Origin of the sequence: Moheibacter sp. (genome assembly GCF_049672845.1) — a bacterium.
In the GTDB taxonomy this organism is placed as follows: Bacteria; Bacteroidota; Bacteroidia; order Flavobacteriales; family Weeksellaceae; genus Moheibacter.
This window is the reverse complement of record NZ_JBATWT010000007.1, coordinates 115,059-136,780: the sequence shown is the minus strand read 5'-3', so window position 1 is coordinate 136,780 and position 21,722 is coordinate 115,059. Positions and strand designations below refer to the sequence as shown.

The window sequence follows — 21,722 nt, the reverse complement described above, 5'->3', positions numbered from 1 at the left end:
GATTATTTCAAATCGAAACGATTTTCAATTCCGAGTACGTTATAAATAATCTTCAAATGGTATTTGACTGTATTTTCTGAAATAAATAATTCGTTTCCAATTTCTTTATTGGTTTTTCCTTGTTTCACGAGTTCTATGATTTGCAACTGCCGGTCAGAAAGATTATATTTTTCAAGAATAAGTTCCGAATCAGATTTTCCTGCATTTTTGGAAATTTCTTCCAGTTCCTGACGCATACGCTCGTTTTCTAATTCTATGAAATACCGTTTTTGTTTGTTTATTTTGAAAAATTGAAATAAAACAATCAGAAAAGCGAGTAAAATAACTGAAAGAATTACAAGAAAAATCTGAACATTTCTTTCATAGGTACGTTCCAAATCACGGCGTTTGTTCCAAAGTTCTCTTTCAAGAAGGTTTAAATTTCCGCTTTGAACGGGCGCATTGTACACTCCGGATAATTCAGAGCCCATTCTTTCATGAAAATATGCGTTTTTATAGTCGTCCATTTTGAGGTAAAAATGGCTCATGTCATAATGCATTCTAATTTTATAAATATCAATTCCGTATTTCTTGGAATAATAAATACCTTTTTCAAAAGCCCATTCTGCCAATTCAGGATTCCTTGTATGCTCTGCAAGATTGACCAATTTGCAATAAACGGCAGGCAAATGCTCTGGATTTTCGTTTTCTATAACAGCAATGCCTTGGCGCAATATCGCTTCTGCTTCTTCGTATTTTCCTTCTCTTATCTTAAATGTTCCTGCGACGTTCCAATAAAAAGCTTTGATGGGCGGATCTACTAATTCGAGATCCCGCTCTGTAATTTTATCAAAATGATATCGGGCTTGTTGAAAATCCAATAAGTCAAAGTGAATAAACATTTTTTCGAATTTGACTCGGGCTTCGGCATGGTCCTCAATGGCCGTACCTCTTCCCTCTTCCACAGCATAATTCAGATTGTTCAGAACAACGGCATAATTGTAAAGCCTTTTGTAAGTCAAAGCTTTTTCGATGTAAGCATAATATCTATCAATCGAAGTGCTGGACGGATGATTGATAATTTCTTCCAATTTTATGATTGCAGAATCATATTTATAGGCGTTATTGAGTGCCGTAATCTCCTTATTTAATTTTATAGGATCTGTAGTTTGACTGAAAAGCATTCCGGAATAGACCAAAATACAATACAAAACTAACATTCCTTTGCGAAAAAAAACTTCTCTGAATAGATTCAAATTGCTGATTTATAAACTTTTAATCACTACCCGCACGGGTAGTGGATGCTAACTACTCCCTGACTACACCAACAAAAATATGTAAAATAGTTTTTATTTTTCATTTTCGCATTGCTTTTAATCAGAAAGGAATTGAGGAAACTTTCAATCTGAAAATATAAGAAAAAATTTGAATTTTTGTTGGGACCCTTTTTCAGAAAAATTAAAATTACTTTAACAACCTAAGCTACCTAAGCTACTCTATCTGATAAAATTTTAGTTAGGGAAATGAAAATAGTCCTTCGGAACGTGTGTCGTCTGAAGGACTATTTATTTTATCTACAATTTATCCATTCTGATTTGCCGGAATTAAAAGCACAGATGCTTTGGAGCCTTTGATTACACCTTCAGAAACACTTCCCACAAAAGCTTTGTAAAGAGCACTGTGTTTTATATAACCCAAAACAATCAGATCTGCATGAAGTTGCTCCGCTAATTTCAGAATTTGCTTATCTGCAAATCCTTGAAGCAAATGAACTTCTGTCAACAAACCCGCATCCAAAAATTTAGCTTTAAAGGAGTTCAAAGTGTCCATTTCCTTTTCATATTCGGTAAGATTTACCGGAGATATGTATTCAACACCCGGCTCAGTTACGACAATGTCCTTACTGAGCGACGTAACGTGCACCAAATGGACTTTGGATTCAAATGCCTTGGCGATTTCAATTGCTTTTTGCGCTACCAGATCACCTTCCTTATTGGAGTCAATGGGAACTAATATTGTTTTCATTTTCAGTGGAATTTTTAATTCGAATTAAAGTTAGCAAATAGATTGCAATCAAACTATGATATTTCCACGTTGGAGCGAGAATTAAAGATTAATTCAAACTATACTCCGTTCCGTCCTTTCCGTCTTTCAGCTGAATTCCGATCGCAGCCAATTCGTCGCGAATCTGATCGGACAAAGCCCAGTTTTTATCGGCACGCGCCTGATTTCGCATTTTGATGAGTAATTGAACCGTTCCGTCCAGTTTGTCGTTGTTTCCGTTGGAAGTTTCATCGGATTTCAATCCCATAACATCAAAAACAAATTCATTTAATGAGCTTTTTAGAACTTTTATGTCCTCCGACCTCAGTTTTTCCGTTCCGGCTTTAGCGCCATTAATTACCCGCACCGCATCGAATAAATGAGAAATTAAAATCGGCGTATTGAAATCATCGTCCATTGCGGCATAACAGTCTTTCAACCAATTTTGCACATCAAAACTCGATTCGTTGGAACCTTCAATTAGATCCAGATTTTTAATTCCGTCCATCAATCGGTTGAAACCTTTTTCGCTCGCCAGCATCGCATCATTCGAAATGTCGAGAACGCTTCTGTAATGCGCTTGCAAAAAGCAAAACCGAACAATTCCGGGATGGAATGGTTTTTCAAAGAAATCATTTTCACCGCTTACCAATTGCATTGGCAAAATATAATTTCCGGTTGATTTACTCATTCGCTGTCCGTTCATTGTCAGCATATTGGCATGTAGCCAGTATTTTACAGGTTCCTGTCCGTTGGCGCCTTTGGCTTGCGCGATTTCACATTCGTGGTGTGGGAATTTCAAATCCATTCCGCCACCGTGGATGTCAAAAAATTCACCCAAGTATTTGGTACTCATTACGGTACACTCCAGATGCCAGCCCGGAAAACCTTCACCCCAAGGCGAACCCCAACGCATAATGTGCGCCGGAGAAGCGTTTTTCCAGAGTGCAAAATCCACCGGATTTCGTTTTTCGTCTTGTCCGTCCAGATCGCGGGTATTATTGATTAAATCATCAATATTTCTTCGGCTCAATTCGCCGTAATTCAATCCTTTTTGGTTGTAAGCGACCACATCAAAATAAACCGAACCATTTACTTCATAGGCAAGCCCAAGTTCTATTAATTTTTGAGCCAATTCGATTTGTTCCAAAATATGCCCTGTGGCAGTGGGCTCAATTGTGGGCGGAAGTAAGTTAAAGGTTTCCAAGACTTTATGAAAATCGACGGTGTATTTCTGAACGATTTCCATCGGTTCGAGTTTTTCCAGTCTTGATTGTTTCACAAAACGGTCGTTGTCCACATTTCCATCATCGGTCAGGTGACCGGCATCGGTGATATTTCGTACATAACGAACTTTATAACCCAAATGAACCAGGTACCGATAAATCATATCAAACGACAAAAACGTACGTACATTTCCCAAATGTACATTGCTGTAAACCGTTGGTCCACATACATACATCCCGATGCTGTCTTTGTGAATGGGAACAAATGTTTCTTTCTCGCCGCTCAGCGAATTATGTACTTTTAAGTTGTGTGTTTTTATCATTTTGAGTTGTGCGTTTATGGGTTTTGGGTTATGCGTTAATTATTTTTGAATATTTCTATTAACTAAGCTTTGAAAAGCTATCATTTCTGCTTCATTATTAAAATATCTTTTGGGAATGACATAAGCAACTATACTATCAATATACAGATAAAAAGCATTTTTACCTTCTTCAATTTTTTTTACTTTAGCCCAATTAACCGCTCCTTGAGAGTTTTCACTATTGTATAAAATTTTATCGTCAGAGAATTCATATTCTGTTTTACTTAAAAAACTCCCATCTTTTAAAGGTATTTTTTTTGTACTTTTTAATCTAAAATAGATTAAAAGAAAACAAGTAAGCCAAAAAATTACTGTTGAAAAAATTATAGCGAATAAATTTATTCCGTAATTAATAAGGAAATATAATTGTATAATAATAAATGCAATACAATACAAAATAATTGATTTTCTAAAACCATTTTTCATGAAATGATGTTTAGCAAAATCTGAATAATCTTCCCTCGTTATATCTACAACTATTTTCATTTCAAATCTAAATCTTCAAACTCCCCTCCTTCCTGTCCGTCAGATAGGCCGATGGATGAGACTAGGGAGGCTTACACATTAAATTTCGTATGCACGCCGATGTAATGCAGGAATTCTCTTCTTGTCGTCGGATCGGTTTTGAAAACACCACCCAATTCCGCCGTCACAGTACTGCTGTCGATATCACGAATACCCCGTGAGTTTACACAAAGGTGTTTCGCATCAATTACACAGGCCACATCTTCCGTTCCCAATGCGTCCTGCATCGCTTTTACAATCTGCATCGTCAGTCTTTCCTGAACTTGCGGACGTTTGGCGTAATAATCCACAATCCGGTTCATTTTAGATAGCCCGATTACTTTTCCGTTTGAAATATAACCGATATGCGCTTTCCCTACGATGGGCAGAAAATGGTGCTCACAGGTCGAATAAACCGTGATGTCTTTCTCCACCAACATTTGGTTGTATTTATATTTATTATCAAACGTGGACATTTTGGGCTTTCGATCGGGATGCAATCCACCGAAAATTTCATTGACAAACATTTTGGCTACGCGTTTGGGCGTTCCTTTCAAACTATCATCGGTCAAATCCAATCCCAAAGTATCCATAATGTTTTTGAAATCGGCTTCGATTTTTGCAATTTTTTCATCATTACTCAACTCAAAAGCATCTTTGCGCATAGGCGTATCGTGGTGCGACGCAAAGTGATCATCGCCTATTTCGTCGTACAAATTCTGGTCAGACATTTTCTTAAATTTAATAAAGTGCAAATTTACCGAAACAGAATCATATTTAGACCATTATCCGGCGAAATTCTAAAACCTAATGATTATCGGTCTCCACCGCAAATTTGTATATTTGAGTCCAGAAAAATTCAAGAATGAACCAAAAAATTTATGGCGTTGACCATTTTACAATAGAAGACTCGATAGAGATTTTAAACAATAAAATCCAAGCGGTAATTTCCGAAAAAAGCCGTGAACAAATCAAACGCTCCAAAGACAATGTGGAAGCAATCGTAAATTCCGGAATGACGGTTTACGGTATCAATACAGGCTTTGGACCGCTTTGCGACACTAAAATTTCAAAAGAAGAAACCCGAAAACTTCAGGAAAATTTACTAATCAGTCACGCCGTTGGTGTGGGAAATCCGATTTCGAAGGAACTTTCCAAACTGATGCTGGTGGCAAAACTTCACGCCTTGGCAAAAGGTTTTTCGGGAATTTCGCCTGAAACTTTTGAAAGAATTTTATTGTTCGTCGAAAAAGATTTAATTCCCGTCGTTCCTGAACAAGGTTCCGTGGGAGCTTCGGGCGATTTGGCGCCGCTTTCTCATTTGTTTTTGCCTTTGATTGGCGAAGGGAAAATCTGGAAAAACGGGGTTCCGACTTCTGCAAAGGAAGTTTTGAAAGAACATAATCTTGAGCCGATTGAACTTCAAGCAAAAGAAGGCTTGGGGCTGATCAATGGAACCCAATTCATTCTGGCGCACGCCCTTTTCGGATTGGACAAAATGAAATATTTGCTGGATCTGGCCGATGTGGTTGGAACAATGAGTTTGGAGGCTTATTCGGGTTTGAGTTCTCCGTTCCGAAAGGAATTGCATGAAGTCCGTCCGTATCGCGGAACGAAATTAGTAGCCGAGCGAATTCGCAAACTTTTGGAAGGTTCTGAAATTATAAATAACAATGACTTTCCACGGGTTCAGGATCCTTATTCGCTTCGCTGTATGCCGCAAGTGCATGGTGCTTCGCGAAATGCTTGGTTTCATTTGAAAGAAATGGCGGAAATCGAACTGAATTCGGTGACCGATAATCCGATTGTGCTGGATGAAAAAACCGCAATCAGTGGGGGGAATTTCCATGGTCAACCAATGGCAATGGTGTTGGATTATGCGACTTTGGCCGCTGCGGAATTGGGAAATATTTCCGACAGAAGACAATATTTATTGCTCGAAGGCAAATTTGGATTACCGCGATTACTGACTGAAAAATCAGGTCTGAACTCCGGGTTTATGATCCCACAATATACTTCTGCTGCTTTGGTAACGGAAAATAAGACTTTGTGTTTTCCGGCTTCGGCTGACTCGGTTCCGACTTCATTGGGACAGGAAGATCACGTTTCGATGGGAAGTATTTCGGGTAGAAAATTCAATCAGGTTTTGAATAATCTGGAGAAAATTCTTGCGATTGAACTGATGTATGCCTGTCAGGGACTGGAATTTAGAAGACCTTTGAAATCAAGTCTGGTGATTGAAGAAGTTTTTGATTTGGTTCGAACCAAAGTGGATAAATTAGAAGATGACCGATTGATCGGTGAAGATATTTTGGCGATTATTGAATTAATTCAAGGTGAGAAATTGAAAGAAATTATTTCGAAAGTATAAAGTTCAACCTAATCAAGGTTTAAAAAATAGAGAAAATGACAACCGAACAATTTCAACAACAAATACAACAAGGAATTCCGGCAGAATTGCCACTGAAAAAAAACTATAACCCCAATGTAAGTCACGCTCCGAAGCGAAAAGAAATTCTTTCGGAGGAAGAGAAAAAACTGGCGTTGAAAAATGCTTTGCGTTATTTCGAACCGAAATTTCATTCGGAATTAATTCCCGAATTCAAAGATGAATTAGAAAAATACGGCCGCATTTATATGTATCGTTTCAAACCCGACTACGAAATATATGCACGTCCGATTGAGGAATATCCCGGAAAATCTTTGCAAGCCAAAGCCATCCAGCTGATGATTCAAAACAATTTGGATCCAGCGGTCGCGCAACATCCAGACGAATTAATCACCTACGGAGGAAACGGAGCGGTTTTCCAGAATTGGGCACAATATCTTTTGACGATGAAATATTTGTCGGAAATGACCGATGAACAAACTTTGGTGATGTATTCCGGTCATCCGATGGGTTTATTTCCATCTCACAAAAATGCACCGAGAGTCGTTGTCACAAATGGAATGGTCATTCCAAATTATTCAAAACCCGACGATTGGGAAAAGATGAACGCTTTGGGCGTGTCCCAATATGGACAAATGACCGCCGGAAGTTATATGTATATCGGGCCGCAAGGAATTGTGCATGGAACCACGATTACGGTTTTAAATGGTTCAAGAAAAATTGATGATAAAGGAACTGCCGGAAAACTATTTGTGACGGCTGGTTTGGGCGGAATGTCGGGTGCTCAACCCAAAGCCGGGAACATTGCCGGTGTCATTTCGGTTACAGCTGAAGTGAATCCAGCTGCAACTTGGAAACGACACGAACAAGGTTGGGTGGATGAAGTAATTTCGGATTTGGACGAATTGGTGAAAAGAGTTCGCGAAGCAAAAGAAAAACAAGAAGTCGTTTCGATTGCCTACGATGGAAATATCGTGGATGTTTGGGAAAAGTTCGACCAAGAAGATGTGTACGTCGATTTGGGTTCTGACCAGACTTCTTTGCACAATCCTTGGGCGGGAGGATATTATCCGGTGGGATTAAGTTTCGAAGAGTCCAATCAGATGATGGCCGAAAACCCGGAATTATTCAAAGAAAAAGTACAAGAAACCTTGCGTCGTCATGCGGCAGCTGTGAATAAACATACCGCAAAAGGAACCTATTTCTTTGATTATGGAAATGCTTTCTTGTTGGAAGCATCACGCGCAGGAGCCGATGTGATGGCAGAAAACGGGATCGATTTCAAATATCCGTCTTATGTGCAGGACATTATGGGGCCGATGTGTTTTGATTTTGGCTTTGGGCCGTTCCGTTGGGTTTGTACATCGGGGAAACCGGAAGATTTACAGAAAACAGATGAAATCGCTTGTCAAGTTTTAGAAGAAATCATGAAAAATTCTCCGAAGGAAATTCAGCAACAAATGCAGGATAATATCACCTGGATCAAAGGTGCGCAGGAAAATAAATTGGTGGTGGGTTCACAAGCAAGAATTTTATATGCCGATGCCGAAGGCCGAATTAAAATCGCAAAAGCCTTTAACGATGCGATTTCCAAAGGCGAAATCGGGCCGGTAGTTTTGGGGCGTGACCACCACGATGTTTCGGGAACGGATTCGCCATTCAGAGAAACTTCCAATATTTACGATGGTTCGAAATTTACGGCCGATATGGCGATTCATAATGTAATTGGCGACAGTTTCCGTGGTGCGACCTGGGTTTCAATTCACAATGGAGGAGGAGTAGGCTGGGGTGAAGTCATCAACGGCGGATTTGGAATGTTGTTGGACGGAACTTCCGAAGCCGAACAAAGATTGAAATCGATGTTGCATTGGGATGTGAACAACGGCATTGCCCGTCGTTCGTGGGCAAGAAACGAAGAAGCGATTTTTGCCATCAAACGTGCGATGGAAGACGAACCTTTGTTAAAAGTTACTTTGCCGAATTTGGTGGATGAAGATTTGTTGTAATCAGAATGCCCTGTTCGTTCAGGGCTTTTGTTTTAAACCGCAAAAAAACTTTCCAATTCTTTCAAGGTTTCTTCTGAAGTTCTAATGTCTTTAACCAATTCGCCTTTGTGGAGTGCAATGATCCGGTCAGAAACTTCGACTGTATGGTTCAAATCGTGGCTGGAAACCAAAATCGTTTTTTCTTTGTGGGAAGTTAAATCCTTGATTAGTTTTTTCAAACGAATTTGTGTGGAAGGATCCAAGTTGGCAAAAGGTTCGTCCAAAATAATGATTTCCGGGTCGCCAATCAAAGCCGCAACAATTCCGACTTTCTTTTGATTTCCTTTGGACAAATCGCGTAAATATTTCTTTTTTCCTAAAATTTCATCGTTAAAAAAATCGGTGTAATTTTTCAGAAAAGCATCTATACTCGCTTTGTTTTCGCCGCGAAGTTCCCCGATGAAATAGAAATATTCTTCGGGTGTCAAATAACCGATGAGAAAACTTTCATCGATGAAGGCGGTGGTGAATTTCTTCCAGTCTTCGCTCTCGTGGACTTTAATTCCATTGAGCATGATCTCCCCTGTCGTGGGTTGAATTAAGTCCAACATCAAGCTAAAAAGCGTGGTTTTACCGGCACCGTTGTTTCCCACCAGTCCGATGCTTTCGCCTTTGTTGATTTTAATTTCGCCGAGGTTCAAAACTTTGACTCCACCGTATTCTTTTGATATAGTATTGATTTCAATCATTTTCCTGAAGTTAGATTAAGCATTTTGTTCTTTAAATCCATTGATTGCCGCATATTTTCGGGTTTTGTAACCTTTGAGAATTCCATTCATAAAATAATTCCTCAGTAAAAACCCAATCAGCCCAAGGAAGGCCAAAACCGCCGAAGCAATGTAAAAATTCCCGAAATATTTCAGCAGCATCCAAATGATCACCGGCACACCGATCAAAGGCAAAATGATGAGCCATTGCGTAATTCCGGTTCCCTGATAATTGGAAAACTGACCTTTGTCCAGATCCACTCTTTTCTTGTTGAATGAGCCTGCGTACAATAAAAGCGGAACATTTATTCCGAAGTTATAAATCGCACAAGCCATATTTAAAATTATAATTTTATAATCAAAAAAGCCATAAGGCAAAGTGGCAATGGTCATAATCAGAATGGAAAAATTCATCAAAGTTGCTTTGGAATGCAGGTAGAGTTTCATCGGAATGTTTTGCGTCATCATCATCGGATAATAAGTCGAGTCCCAAGCGGGAATAAATTGTCCGAAGTTCATCATAAAAACTCCGGTCATAAAAAGCCCGACGAAAGCCCACATCGCCGATTCGTTGTAAGTATCCTGGGTATAGAAAAGCAATCCGTAAAGCGCAAAAAACAAGGACATATAAAGCACGGTTTTGGGGCGTTTGTTTCGCCAGATGAGTTTCATGTCCAACTGCATAAAAGGCGCTACTTTCCCAAACCGCTGCGTCCACGCCATATCGGTGTCGTCAAAACTATTGGATTCGGTTTTCAGATAAGCATCTAGATAAAAATTCTGAATTAAATTTCTTTGGTTGAGCTTGAACAAGAAAATTACAATCGCAACGGGAATTAGGCAAATCCAAGGTTGAAGCAGGATTTGGTTGAAAATATTTCCGACGAATTGAGTGGTCAGAAAGATTTCAAAATATTCCAATCCATAAAGAATGGCGATTGTGCCGAAGAACAAGGCAAATAATAATTTATTGTCAAGGATTTTCTTTTCGATGTAAATGTTGAGGAAATTCGCAATCAACACCATTGATAAAATCGAAATCGTCCAGCCTGACATCTGCAGAAAACTGAAATCCGTTTGCCAAAAGCTAATGGCGGCAAAAGGAATGACCATAATGGGCGTAAAGATGTTGAAATAGGAAAAGATACTTTTGGTCAGAATGAAATTGACCAAAGTGCTTCGTTTGATGTTTTGAATGAGAAAAGGTTTGATGTTGATAATCGGAATTTTTTGCATCATATAGCGCATCACCAATTCAATTATAAACCAAACCACCACAAACTGATTGGCCAGATAAAGAGGTTCTGTGTCGGGAAATAATTCAATCAGTAAAAATCGCAATCCGATTCCCAAAACCAGCATACTTGCAATTCCATACAGCGCAAAAAAACCAATCAGAAGTTTGATTGCGATTTCTTTGCCCATCGTGGCAGACCGAAAAAATGATTTCCATTCAAGTAAAATGAGTTTTCTAAACATGCGCTCAATTTATACTTAAGTAAGTAGGGCAAATGGCGAAAATGTTACAAAAAGAAGTGTTAAGACCTAAGTATTATGTATTAAGATTTTTGGTATTGGAAAACATAAGACTATTCCGCATAGCGCTATATCTATTCATCTGAATATTGAGCCCTCGCCCCATTCTTTGTGTTCTCTACACATTTCTTTGATTCAACTTCGGATAAAACGAGTTCCCAATCGTTAATTTGTGACGTATACTGACTTTTACCTTCCAAATGCTCGGTGAAACGTTTTTGTGGATTTTCAGAAAAACCTTTGTAATAAATATCTTTTGATTTGGAATATAATATGTAAACATAAAAAGCCATTTACCAAAGATAAAAAAAGCACCTCATTTCTGAGATGCTTTTGTGCCCAAGACTGGACTCGAACCAGCACGCCTTTCGGCACTAGAACCTGAAACTAGCTTGTCTACCAATTTCAACACTTGGGCTGAACAAAAAAAGCACCTCTACTTGAAGTGCTTTCTGCGATCCGGACGGGACTCGAACCCGCGACCACCTGCGTGACAGGCAGGTATTCTAACCAACTGAACTACCGGATCAGTCAATTTTGAGACTGCAAATATACATGAATTTTCATTACCTGCAAACAGAATTCTAAAAACTGGTAAAAAAAATTAAAACAATCCGGATTTGAAAGTTTCGAGTATGAAAAAACCGGAGTGTTTTGCTCCGGTTTTCATTTATTTCTCAGCGTTTTACTGCATTTGTTGTCTGTCAAGTTTCTCCATTCTTGTATCTTCAATGTCAGCCGACATGATGATGGATGGAATCAACTGCTGGTTCATTCGTTGTTTTGCCTGCTGATTGATTTGTTCGATTAGGAATGTTGCATCTTCAACTTTCGGCGCTTCAGCCAAAGATTTAAGATTGATTACATAGATTCCTGCATTTCCTTTGATGGCTTTAGAAGTAGTTCCGGGTTTCATCCCGAAAGCTGCGCCGGCAACGTTTGGTTCTGCTCCTTTTCCTGCAATCTGAGCCGATCCGAATGTAAGTGAAGAACTTCCTCTTTCGGCTCCGAAATTGGAAACATATGCATCCAAACTTGGATTAGCTCCTAATTTTTCATCAACCATTTTAGCTAATTTTTGCTGTACCAAAATGGGTTCTACTTCTGCTCTTACTGCTTTTGCTGAAGCTAAGCCTTTTGGAGATTTATTGGAAACAAAAACGATGATTTGATCTTCATTGCCGGTTGTAAACAAGAATGAACTTCCCGGTTTTGTTCCTTTGTTGAAAGCCCATCTCAGGATTTCGTTGTCTTTTTCATTGCTGAATCCGGTGCTTGGATCTACCAATGGTTGCGTATAATAACGTGTTACGTTGTCAACCGAATTGTAATTAAATCCTTTTTGCTGAGCCAGATTTGCGAATTCATTCAAAGATTTACCCTGAACTTCCTGAGCGAAATTTCTAGCATCGGCGAAATTCTTATCGGATGTAGCTTGTGAGGGTTTAATTTCCTTTAGAATATTGGCAAACTGATATCCGGTTGTGTTTTTTACACCATCAATTTTGATGATATGGAATCCGAATCTTGATTCTGTAATTCCGATTTCTCCTGTTTTATGTGTGTTTAAAAACTGCAGATATTCCTGAGCGATGGATTGTGAACTGCTGCTTGTCCAGCCAATATTTCCATTTTTCACTTTGGATCCTTGGTCTTCAGAATACTGGTTGACCATTTGTGTGAAATTTCCAACATTTGTTTTAGCCAAAATGCTGTCTGCCAAAACTCTTGCTTCTTCACGTGTTCTTGTAATAGATGGATCTGTTGCTCCTTTGTAAGAAATCAAAATATGGCTTGAATTGATTGAATCCGCGATTTCTTTTGATTTTGAAATTTTCACCAATTGATAAGCACCGCCGGTTTTAAATGGTCCGCCTACTTGTCCAACTGACCCGTTCATCAGGAAGTTTACATAATCTTCAGGTAGCTGGGATGCAAACTGCTGGATTTCGTTTCTTGTGATGAATTGATTTACAAAAGGTCTGTCGGAATATTTTGTAACATAAATTGAGTCGTTTTCTGCATTTACAAATGCAGGAATGGTGTCATTTACTTTGTTTACTTCGTCTACTGAAACGGTTCCGGTAACGTATTTTTTGATTTCGTTCAAAGTTGCCTGTTCATCTTCTGCAGAAGGTTGAGCCGGGAAATAAACGTAGCTTAAATCAACCGTTGCTTCTGATTTAAAATATTTCGGATATTTTTTTATATAGGCATTGATTTCATCATCGGTTACTTCTACTTTGTATTTTTTCTTCAAATCATCATAAGAAGCAAATGCATAGTCAATTGTGGCATTTTGAATATTTCCCACTTGCTGGAATTCAGCTTCTTTTGAAGTTGTGGCTACGCCCATAGTTACCAAATCAAGGTATTTTTGTCTGAGTAAATTTGGTTTGGCTTCTTCAAACATCATGATAAAGTTTTGATAAGCCTGACCAGCTCCCTGAACACCTTGTTCTGCCTGTGTTTTCAGTTGACCTACTTGTGTTTTCAATTGAGAAGCATCCGGCATACCATATTGTTGAGCCATGAAATTCCAAACTTCATCATCACTTACTTCCAAACCAACTTTCTCGGCATGTGCACTGATTACTTTCTGGGTGATAAGGTTGTTCCAAACTTGTTGTGAAATCTGGTTTTGTGACAGGTTTTGGTTGGAACCCGCATTTGACTGAGCGTTTATAAATTCAGCGACTGAAATGGATTCGCCGTTTATGTTACCGACTTCATTGGGGTCTCCTGTAAACATACGTTTTACAACAGAGTTCTCACTGAATAAATCACCGGCTACAAATGCTAACATTGCCACTCCGATTACCACTACCAGTAACCAGGTTTGTTTGCGGATATCTCCTAAAATTGCCATTATCTTGTGTCTTAAATATTAAATTTTTGGTTGGCGAAATTACAATAATTAAATCAATTTGAAAATTTGAAACCCATAAATTTTGAAAATGAACACTTTAAATTCAGAATTCTGTTATAATTTTAAAAATTTCCTTCTTCATAAAATTTGGTTCCCTGATTGTTAAATAACATATATTCGGTCAAATCGTCTTTTGCTTCCAGTCCGTTGTTGGCTTGTAAAGAATCACCATCTTTGGAGATGATATAAACCGTATCACGGGTAAAAACTAGTCGTTTCACTTTGTTCCAGAACAGTTTTTGGGTTTTTAGTGTATCTCCGTTTTCGCTGATTACAACTACATCTCCGCGGCCTTCGTACCAGCCTTTCATTTCATTCATCACGGCCCAGTTGGCACGCAAATAGCCGGGTGAATCCAGACTTTTGTTGTAATAATTCATTTCCAGGCCTTTAGGGAATTTGGTATAAGGCGAATCAATCATCGCATATTCTTCAATAAGCGGCGAACGTAAATTAATTTTTAAAAATCCGGAATCTTTATAACTCACTTCGGCATTTATGAGTGTTCTGCTGGGAAAGTCCTTCTTTTGTTTGGACAAATCAACCTCTTCCGGACGCGTACAACCAAAAATAAGTGCAATGATGTAAACAGGCAAAAGTCTCTTGCGAAAAAATATCCGAAAAACAGGAAAGAGACTTGTCATTCAGAGGAAATTTAGTCAATCACACGTTTTCTGAACCAAACATCATTCAGTGTAAATCCGATTTTCAGGTTGGCGTAATTTTCTTTGATAACCTGGGAATTTGCTTTTCCAAGCTGACCCAATTCTACGGCAAGATTCAGCATAGAAGCATCACGGTCCTTTCCGACAGGAAATCCAAATCCAAATGTCACACCATATTTTTTTATGCCAATATCTCCGAATTGTAATGGGGTTGCTTCGTAAAATCCGCCCAGACGATAAGTTACACGGTTGAAATAGCTTTTGTAACTATTGAAGTCGGGAATCCAATATCCGCCCGCAGAAACTCTGAATCTTGTGTCAATGTTGGAATTATCATCTTCGTCAAGTGAATATCCGCCCCAGTCACCCCAATCAAGTTGTGCGCCAATCATCCAATGCAAATCTTTACGATACGAGGCACCGATGGAAACCGATTGTGGCAATTTCATATCGCCATAAATTTTATGATACTGAATGGTGTCAATGTTGCCGGGAACGTTGTCCAGTAACATATAAGTCATGGTCATGTCTTCTATCTTGGCATTCAGATTTGCGCCAAGCGTATAAGTTCCGCCTGCTTCAAAACGCTTGTTGGTTCCGATTTTTTTGGAATAATAGGTTCCGGCTGTAAATTGAAAACCACTGAGTTTAGCTTCGTATGAATAATCTGAAACCAATGCTAGTCCTTGTGTAGTGATGATTTGATTACGATCCAATTCTCCAAATAAATAGTTGGCACGAAGACCTAATGAAAACTCTGGAGTAAGGTTATAAGAACCCATCACATGCAGTGAATTGATTCCACCGCTTCCTTTATAATCATTTCTAAAAGCTATTTCCTCTGTTTCGGTAATCGTCGCTAATTCATATCCTACCGAAGAATAAGGTTGAAATCCAAAACCTGCCCTGCCTTTAGTTCCCACAGGAAATGCAAGCGAAATATTGGAAATATAAGTCGCGCTCTTTTTGGAAACACTGGTTGTGTCATCAAACTGACTCAAATGTGTGTTTACCCCAAACTCAAAAGTGGTAAAGCTCAGATCTCTGTTGGCTGCTGGATTATAAAAATTAGCACTTGCGCTGTAAGGGTTGGTGTTAAAAACTGACAGTCCACCCATTGCTGCTTGTTCAATATTATTATCAAAAAGCAAATTTCCGGCACCAAATGAAGAATAAGGAGAGGTTGAGTTTTGTTGTGCGTTTACACTCATTCCCAATCCTATAAAGCCAAAAATGGCTAATACGCTTTGTAATTTCATGCGTTATTTCTATAATTTCAAGTTGCAAATATGATGATTAGATTGCAAACCGCAAAAAACGGTTTGGGAATTGGTTGTTAATGAACTATTAAAGTTTGTTAAGAACATAATTTAAAATTTATATCTCCAAATCGAAAATATTTTTTTGGAATATCAGAAAATTTATATATTTGCAGTCCCAAATGAGTAGGTGCCTTAGCTCAGTTGGTAGAGCAAAGGACTGAAAATCCTTGTGTCCCTGGTTCGATTCCTGGAGGCACCACTTAGTAAAAGCCTTAGAAGCAATAAGTTTCTTGGGCTTTATTTTTTAGTAATCAAAGTATAGAAGACTTTAATTGATAAAAATTAAACTCTGAGATTTCCAGATGAAGTTTTGATGTCAAGTTTCTTTTCCTTTCCTAAATTCTAAATAAGAAATTTTATATTTGCATTTGCATAATTTGCCGAAAATGAAAACAAACCATCGGTTGTGGGGAATGAAATATACACTCATAGGAGTGATTTTTTGGATGATAACCTCATGCGTTCCCAGAGAAAGAATTGTTTACTTTCAGGGAGATTTAGAATCTGTGGAAAAAATCGCTGCTGAATATTCGGCTACAATTAAGCCCGATGATTTACTGACGATAACGGTATATGGTCGGAACCTAGATGCAACACGTATTTTCAATCAGGAAAGCAATAATAACCTATCTGGCGGAGATAATCAGAAAACGTTTTTAGTTGATGAAGAAGGGAACGTAGAATTTCCTGTTTTGGGGAAAATAAAGTTAGCTGGTTTAACGAGAAATGAGGCTATTCAATACATGAAAGGGTTATTAAGCAGCGAAATAATTGACCCTGGTGTTTCTATTTCGATTACTAATTATAGAATTACCGTATTAGGTGAAGTTGGCAGTCCCGGGACATATCCGCTCTTAAATGAAAAGGTGACTATATTAGAGGCGCTTGGCATGGCAGGAGATCTCACTATAAATGGTGTGCGTGAAAATGTTCTGGTAATCAGGGATGAAGGCGAGGAGCGTAATTTCTATAGGGTAAATCTAACATCAGAGGAAGTCTTCACATCTCCCGTGTACTATCTTTCCCAAAACGACGTGGTTTATGTAGAGCCAAATCAGGCGAAGATCAATACTTCTGCTAATACACGGAATCTGTCTATCATCATTTCGGTGGCAAGTTTCTTATTAACAGTAGTGGCCTTAATCATTCGATAATATAATATATCTGTCAATGCAGTACAAAGAATTAAACAATGATGAAATAGCTTCGAATGAAAATTCATTGGCGCTGAGGGAAATTCTGGAGCGTTTGCTGCAGAATTGGTATTGGTTTGTACTTGGGTTCGTCATAGCTTGGGCAGGAGCATATATTTATCTTAGATATACCGAAAATCTGTACAGAGCAGAAGCGAAGGTTTTGCTTAAAGAAGATCTTTCAACTTCTTCTTCTGAATTAAGTGCGCTGGTAGGAAAAGGGATGGGAAGAGGCGATACAAAACCTAACATATCAGATCAGATTGAAATCATGCGTTCAAGACGCCTGATAGGGAAGGTTGTTGATAATCTACAGTTAAACATCAGGTATTTTTCAGACGGGAGGGTTAAACAACAAGAATTACTTGATGAGGCTTCTCCTGTAAAAGTTAAAGTTCTGACGAAAGAGCCTTCCTTTGTTAATTTTGAAGTTTTAGTAAAGTCTGAGTCTGATATTGAAATTATTTATAACGAAAAAGCACTAAAATCCACTTTTGGAAAACCAATTAAATTAGGAAAGGTGGAATTTATAGTATTGCCCAGAAATGTTTCTCCAGGTCGATCAGTTCAGGTTACCATATTACCTTTGGAATCAGGAATCAGTATGTACCGAGGTCGTTTATCTATTGCACCTATAAATGAAGGTTCAGTAGTAAGTGTTTCTATGGTTGATAATTTATCTGGCAGAGCTAAAAGAGTAATAGATGAACTCATTAGCCAATACAATGAAGATGCTTTATATGACAAACAACTTATAGGTGAAAAGACTACACGTTTTATAGAGGAACGACTAGCAAAGGTCTCAGAAGACCTTAGGTCTAAAGATCGTGATGTAGAGGGATTTAAAAAAGACAATCAAGTTATTGATCTTCAGACAGAAGGTGGTATAAGTCTAAGTGAGTCCTCTGCAAATAACTCTCAAGTACTGGCCCAATCCACACAACTAAGTCTGGTAAATTCTATGCAGGATTATTTAAGGAGTAACAAGAATGATCTGGTTCCTGAAAATATAGGATTGGATGACGCTGCGGTAAATGCCAATGCTGCAAAATACAATACTTTAATTCTGACTAAGATGGATATGCTTAAACATTCAACTGAATCAAGTCAGTTAGTGAAAAATCTTGACGAACAAATTGAAGATATCCGAACTAATTTACAGCAAAGTTTAAATAATTATAAAAAAACCACCCAAATTTCACTTAATCGACTGCAAGGAGAAGGGGGGCGTATTTCTTCAAAAATTCATCGTTTTCCTACACAGGAAAAAGAATTTAAAGACATTGCGAGACAACAACAAATTGTGGAAGAACTATATCTCTTCCTGCTTCAAAAAAGAGAAGAAAATGAAATTACAAATGCGGCAACACCTTCTTCAATCAAAGTGGTAGATTACGCATACAGTAATAATTATCCCATTTCACCCAACCGTCAGAACATTTACCTGATGGCAACTGCTGCCGGATTACTCGTTCCATTTGCAGTCCTTTACCTTTTGTTTCTTTTAAACAATAAAGTCCAGACTCGTAAAGACATTGAGAAATTAGGACCTTCCATAATAGGGGATATTCCTTCTACACGAAGCGATGAAATCATAGGACATAATGATCGCAGTATTCTTGCAGAATCGTTCCGTATGCTGCGTACCAACATAGGATTTTATCTTTCCAATAAAAAATCGGATTCAAGAAAGATTTTTATAACCTCAACAGTGAGTGGGGAAGGTAAAACCTTTGCCGCTTCAAACTTGGCCGTTATTTTGTCAGCCGCTAAGAAATATCGGGTAATACTGATTGGTGCAGACATAAGAAACCCTAGACTTCTGGAAATGCTGAATATAACCCAATACAATAAACACAAAGGTATTACGCAATTTCTAAGCGATTCCGACACAACTGTGGAAGATATTATAATTGATGACAAATCACTTGCTTTTGACGTAATTCATTCCGGTGTCTTGGCGCCAAATCCATCTGAATTGCTCATGAATGGTCGTTTCGGAGTACTGTTAGATGCCATTAAAGACAAATATGACTACATTGTAGTTGATACTGCTCCAACAAGTCTGGTTACAGATACCCAAATCATTGCTGGTCATGCCGACTTATTTCTTTACCTGATTCGTGCTAATTACCTTGATAAAAGAATGCTGGAAATGCCGAGGGAACTTTATCGTGACAAACGCTTGCCAAATATGACTATTGTACTCAATGATGTAGGCTCAAATTCAGGATACGGTTACGGATATGGTTATGGCTACGGATATGGTGGATATGCTACTAAAAGCCCAAAAGCATGGAAACGCTTCCTTCCCAAAAACCTTCTCAAGAAACAATAATAATTGCTCCAAACTTAAATCCCACCGGAATTTGAATTTGACAAAATTTTAAATTGTCATAATAGAATTAATTCAGTGCGTAAGTAGTGCTGTGTCCAAACATCCCCCGGTCTTTGATCATTTCGGCTACACCGGTAGGGACATTTCCTTCCCAGCCTTCTTCACCTTTGCCGATTTGTTCCAGAATTTTTCTTGAATAAATATCCAGATAAGCCGGATTGTAGTTTTCAATATCCCGGATTCGCTGATTAAATTTAAAGAATTTGTACAATTCTTTCAGATTCTCATTCACTTTGAGGTTTTCAGCGTTCAACAAAACATTGTCCTCTTTATTGAAGTACGGATAAAGATAAACGACCACATTCTTCTTGAATAATTTACCGAATGCTTCCATGATACCACCCGGAAGATTTTCATAATAATTCGGATTAAAGACCTCAAGCAGATTATTCACACCCATTCCCAATCCGATTTTGGTCGAATTTCGGGTGAATTCAGTGAAATAATGGACGAGTTTATAATATTCAGAAAAATTGGAAATAATCACATTATAGCCTAAACTTCCAATGATATCTGCCCGATCCAAAAAATCTCTCTCATCAATTTCGCCGTCAGAAGAAAGATTACTCAAGGTAATTTCAAAAAGAATTTCAGTATCCTCTTCATTGACATCTTCCTGTGCCATAAAAGTTTCCAAACTTGATTCGAGCATGTCCACATTTACAAGAGTAACCGGTCGGAAACTTCCTCGCATGGCAAAAATGTTTTTCTTGTAAAGCACTGCGGCGGGTAAAAAGTTCTTTCCATTGGGTCCAAATATAACCGCATCGGTCATTCCGTTTTTCACCAATTGCAAACTCATCAAACGGTTGTCCACATAGGCAAATCGAGGGCCGCTGAAGTTCACCATATCAATTTCCACTTGGTCATTGTCAAGGCCATCATACAGCGAACGTAATAATCTACGTGGATTATCATTGTAAAAATACGCACCGTAAATCAAATTCACGCCCATCATACCCAAAGTTTCCTGTTGCAGTTGTGCACTGGTTTCTTTGAATCGCACATGGAAGATGATTTCGTTGTATTCTTTTTGGTTGGGATCATTTCTAAAACGAATTCCGACCCAACCGTGACCTTTGTAAGTTTTAGTAAAATCAATTGTAGTTACCGTATTTGCATAGGTAAAAAACAATTTGTCTTTATGAGTTTCATGATTCAGCCGTTGTTCGATCAGGCTCATTTCATGATCAAGCATTTTTTTCAAACGTTCTTCTGTCACATACCTTCCGTCTTCTTCTTTTCCATAAATGGCATCTGAAAAATCTTTGTCATAAGCACTCATGGCTTTTGCTAAAGTCCCGGAAGCACCTCCGGCACGATAAAAAAAACGAACGGTTTCCTGTCCGGCACCGATTTCGGCAAAAGTCCCATAAATATGGGGATTCAGGTTAATTTCTAACGCTTTTTGTTTGGCCGATAAAACCTGGTCAAAACTCATACTGACATTTTTAATTTATGGCGTAAATTTACCAAAATTAAACCGAATTCCATGCTAAAAATTCAGTTTTTGGGTACAGGGACATCGCAAGGCATTCCGGTCATCGGAAGTGATCATCCGGTTAATTTTTCAACCGACCCAAAAGATAAACGCCTTCGGTCTTCTGTTCTGCTCAGCAAAAACGGACAAAACATTGTGATAGACTGCGGTCCGGACTTCCGTCAGCAGATGCTTCGCGCCAGTGCACGGTCATTGGAAGCCATTCTTTTTACGCATGAGCACAACGACCACGTTTTGGGAATTGACGACACTCGTTCCTTCAGTCATTTTGCGGGAAAACCTATGGATATCTACGCCCCGGAACGCACTTTGCAGGAAATAAAATTGCGTTTTCCTTATGCTTTTGCGAAAGAAAAATATCCGGGTGCGCCAAGTTTCAATGAATATATCATTGAGAACAAAGCTTTTGATGTTGCCGGATTCCAAATAGAACCTTTGGAAATCATGCACGGAAATCTGCCGATTTTGGGATTTCTAATTGATGAGAAATTTGCGTATATCACCGATGCAAGCTTTATTCCTGATGAAACATTGAAAAAAATTCAGAATGTAGAAGTATTAGTTTTGAACGCCTTACGAAAAGAAGAAAAACATCATTCCCATTTCACGTTGGAAGAAGCGCTAACAATGGCTGACAAAGTTGGAGCCGGAAAAGCTTATTTCACACACATTAGCCTGACTATGGGATTTCACAAAGAAGTACAGTCAGAACTTCCTCTCAACCGATTTTTGGCTTATGATGAATTAGAATTTGAAATTTAATTTGGAAATAAATATAAAAACATTCTATATTTGCCGTCCGATTACCAGCCCGAGTGGCGGAACTGGTAGACGCGCTGGATTCAAAATCCTGTGTCAGCAATGACGTGCCGGTTCGATTCCGGCCTCGGGTACAAAGGAACTTTCGACAGAAAGTTCCTTTT

Annotated in this window: 17 protein-coding genes and 4 tRNA genes; 7 read left to right on the top strand and 14 right to left on the bottom strand. The window is 38.5% G+C overall.

Annotated features, from left to right (window positions below; genetic code table 11):
• Positions 1-2: 2 nt before the first annotated feature.
• The 5 genes from WBF63_RS02795 to folE all read right to left on the bottom strand — a co-directional run bounded on the left by WBF63_RS02795 (position 3) and on the right by folE (position 4,845).
• Complete coding sequence (locus WBF63_RS02795) at positions 3-1,235, bottom strand: LuxR C-terminal-related transcriptional regulator (RefSeq protein ID WP_424368172.1); 1,233 nt, start codon at positions 1,233-1,235, stop codon at positions 3-5.
• Positions 1,236-1,560: 325 nt separating this feature from the next.
• A complete protein-coding gene (locus tag WBF63_RS02790; protein ID WP_424368171.1) occupies positions 1,561-2,004 on the bottom strand; it encodes a universal stress protein in 444 nt (147 codons plus the stop codon).
• Positions 2,005-2,092: 88 nt separating this feature from the next.
• A complete protein-coding gene (cysS, locus tag WBF63_RS02785; RefSeq protein WP_424368170.1) occupies positions 2,093-3,571 on the bottom strand; it encodes a cysteine--tRNA ligase in 1,479 nt (492 codons plus the stop codon).
• A 39-nt stretch (positions 3,572-3,610) separates the two neighbouring features.
• Positions 3,611-4,096, bottom strand: a complete 486-nt coding sequence (locus WBF63_RS02780) for a YcxB family protein (protein ID WP_424368169.1) — start codon at positions 4,094-4,096, stop codon at positions 3,611-3,613.
• A gap of 71 nt (positions 4,097-4,167) precedes the next feature.
• Complete coding sequence (gene folE / locus WBF63_RS02775; protein ID WP_424368168.1) at positions 4,168-4,845, bottom strand: GTP cyclohydrolase I FolE; 678 nt, start codon at positions 4,843-4,845, stop codon at positions 4,168-4,170.
• Between the two features lie 134 nt (positions 4,846-4,979).
• Between folE and hutH the strand changes: the two genes are divergently transcribed.
• A complete protein-coding gene (gene hutH, locus WBF63_RS02770) occupies positions 4,980-6,485 on the top strand; it encodes a histidine ammonia-lyase (protein ID WP_424368167.1) in 1,506 nt (501 codons plus the stop codon).
• Positions 6,486-6,520: 35 nt separating this feature from the next.
• Entirely contained in the window at positions 6,521-8,509 is a 1,989-nt protein-coding gene (locus tag WBF63_RS02765; protein ID WP_424368166.1) for a urocanate hydratase, read from the top strand.
• A 32-nt stretch (positions 8,510-8,541) separates the two neighbouring features.
• On the opposite strand, the gene WBF63_RS02760 is transcribed toward WBF63_RS02765, so the two are convergent.
• The 8 genes from WBF63_RS02760 to WBF63_RS02725 form a co-directional block, all read right to left on the bottom strand.
• Positions 8,542-9,237, bottom strand: coding sequence for an ABC transporter ATP-binding protein (locus WBF63_RS02760; RefSeq protein WP_424368165.1), 696 nt, complete (start codon positions 9,235-9,237; stop codon positions 8,542-8,544).
• Between the two features lie 15 nt (positions 9,238-9,252).
• A complete protein-coding gene (locus tag WBF63_RS02755; protein WP_424368164.1) occupies positions 9,253-10,734 on the bottom strand; it encodes a DUF5687 family protein in 1,482 nt (493 codons plus the stop codon).
• Positions 10,735-10,865: 131 nt separating this feature from the next.
• Entirely contained in the window at positions 10,866-11,084 is a 219-nt protein-coding gene (locus tag WBF63_RS02750; protein ID WP_424368163.1) for a GIY-YIG nuclease family protein, read from the bottom strand.
• 43 nt (positions 11,085-11,127) lie between these two features.
• Positions 11,128-11,209: transfer RNA gene (locus tag WBF63_RS02745), tRNA-Leu, on the bottom strand.
• A gap of 37 nt (positions 11,210-11,246) precedes the next feature.
• A tRNA-Asp gene (locus WBF63_RS02740) sits at positions 11,247-11,320 on the bottom strand.
• 156 nt (positions 11,321-11,476) lie between these two features.
• Positions 11,477-13,660 carry a peptidylprolyl isomerase gene (locus WBF63_RS02735; protein WP_424368162.1) on the bottom strand — a complete coding sequence of 728 codons (2,184 nt, stop codon included), beginning with the start codon at positions 13,658-13,660 and terminating at the stop codon, positions 11,477-11,479.
• A gap of 122 nt (positions 13,661-13,782) precedes the next feature.
• On the bottom strand, positions 13,783-14,364 hold the full coding sequence (gene lptC / locus WBF63_RS02730) for an LPS export ABC transporter periplasmic protein LptC (RefSeq protein ID WP_424368161.1): 582 nt from the start codon (positions 14,362-14,364) through the stop codon (positions 13,783-13,785).
• Between the two features lie 11 nt (positions 14,365-14,375).
• Positions 14,376-15,644 (bottom strand): aromatic hydrocarbon degradation protein, encoded by a 1,269-nt coding sequence (locus WBF63_RS02725; protein ID WP_424368160.1) that lies wholly within the window; start codon positions 15,642-15,644, stop codon positions 14,376-14,378.
• Between the two features lie 189 nt (positions 15,645-15,833).
• Between WBF63_RS02725 and WBF63_RS02720 the strand changes: the two genes are divergently transcribed.
• The 3 genes from WBF63_RS02720 to WBF63_RS02710 all read left to right on the top strand — a co-directional run bounded on the left by WBF63_RS02720 (position 15,834) and on the right by WBF63_RS02710 (position 19,238).
• Positions 15,834-15,906 (top strand) — tRNA-Phe (locus WBF63_RS02720).
• Between the two features lie 187 nt (positions 15,907-16,093).
• Complete coding sequence (locus WBF63_RS02715) at positions 16,094-16,861, top strand: polysaccharide biosynthesis/export family protein (RefSeq protein ID WP_424368159.1); 768 nt, start codon at positions 16,094-16,096, stop codon at positions 16,859-16,861.
• Positions 16,862-16,877: 16 nt separating this feature from the next.
• Positions 16,878-19,238, top strand: a complete 2,361-nt coding sequence (locus tag WBF63_RS02710) for a GumC family protein (RefSeq protein WP_424368158.1) — start codon at positions 16,878-16,880, stop codon at positions 19,236-19,238.
• 67 nt (positions 19,239-19,305) lie between these two features.
• On the opposite strand, the gene WBF63_RS02705 is transcribed toward WBF63_RS02710, so the two are convergent.
• Positions 19,306-20,739: a TonB-dependent receptor gene (locus tag WBF63_RS02705; protein ID WP_424368157.1), complete on the bottom strand. Its 1,434-nt coding sequence runs from the start codon at positions 20,737-20,739 to the stop codon at positions 19,306-19,308.
• A gap of 51 nt (positions 20,740-20,790) precedes the next feature.
• On the opposite strand from WBF63_RS02705, the gene WBF63_RS02700 reads away from it, so the two are divergent.
• Complete coding sequence (locus WBF63_RS02700) at positions 20,791-21,561, top strand: MBL fold metallo-hydrolase (protein ID WP_424368156.1); 771 nt, start codon at positions 20,791-20,793, stop codon at positions 21,559-21,561.
• Between the two features lie 47 nt (positions 21,562-21,608).
• A tRNA-Leu gene (locus tag WBF63_RS02695) sits at positions 21,609-21,692 on the top strand.
• Positions 21,693-21,722: the final 30 nt, after the last annotated feature.

Coding starts and splice junctions, on each gene's coding strand:
- WBF63_RS02790 (WP_424368171.1), bottom strand. CDS start 2,004: ATGAAAACAATATTAGTTCCCATTGACTCCAATAAGGAAGGTGATCTG.
- cysS (WP_424368170.1), bottom strand. CDS start 3,571: ATGATAAAAACACACAACTTAAAAGTACATAATTCGCTGAGCGGCGAG.
- WBF63_RS02780 (WP_424368169.1), bottom strand. CDS start 4,096: ATGAAAATAGTTGTAGATATAACGAGGGAAGATTATTCAGATTTTGCT.
- folE (WP_424368168.1), bottom strand. CDS start 4,845: ATGTCTGACCAGAATTTGTACGACGAAATAGGCGATGATCACTTTGCG.
- hutH (WP_424368167.1), top strand. CDS start 4,980: ATGAACCAAAAAATTTATGGCGTTGACCATTTTACAATAGAAGACTCG.
- WBF63_RS02765 (WP_424368166.1), top strand. CDS start 6,521: ATGACAACCGAACAATTTCAACAACAAATACAACAAGGAATTCCGGCA.
- WBF63_RS02760 (WP_424368165.1), bottom strand. CDS start 9,237: ATGATTGAAATCAATACTATATCAAAAGAATACGGTGGAGTCAAAGTT.
- WBF63_RS02755 (WP_424368164.1), bottom strand. CDS start 10,734: ATGTTTAGAAAACTCATTTTACTTGAATGGAAATCATTTTTTCGGTCT.
- WBF63_RS02750 (WP_424368163.1), bottom strand. CDS start 11,084: ATGGCTTTTTATGTTTACATATTATATTCCAAATCAAAAGATATTTAT.
- WBF63_RS02735 (WP_424368162.1), bottom strand. CDS start 13,660: ATGGCAATTTTAGGAGATATCCGCAAACAAACCTGGTTACTGGTAGTG.
- lptC (WP_424368161.1), bottom strand. CDS start 14,364: ATGACAAGTCTCTTTCCTGTTTTTCGGATATTTTTTCGCAAGAGACTT.
- WBF63_RS02725 (WP_424368160.1), bottom strand. CDS start 15,644: ATGAAATTACAAAGCGTATTAGCCATTTTTGGCTTTATAGGATTGGGA.
- WBF63_RS02715 (WP_424368159.1), top strand. CDS start 16,094: ATGAAAACAAACCATCGGTTGTGGGGAATGAAATATACACTCATAGGA.
- WBF63_RS02710 (WP_424368158.1), top strand. CDS start 16,878: ATGCAGTACAAAGAATTAAACAATGATGAAATAGCTTCGAATGAAAAT.
- WBF63_RS02705 (WP_424368157.1), bottom strand. CDS start 20,739: ATGAGTTTTGACCAGGTTTTATCGGCCAAACAAAAAGCGTTAGAAATT.
- WBF63_RS02700 (WP_424368156.1), top strand. CDS start 20,791: ATGCTAAAAATTCAGTTTTTGGGTACAGGGACATCGCAAGGCATTCCG.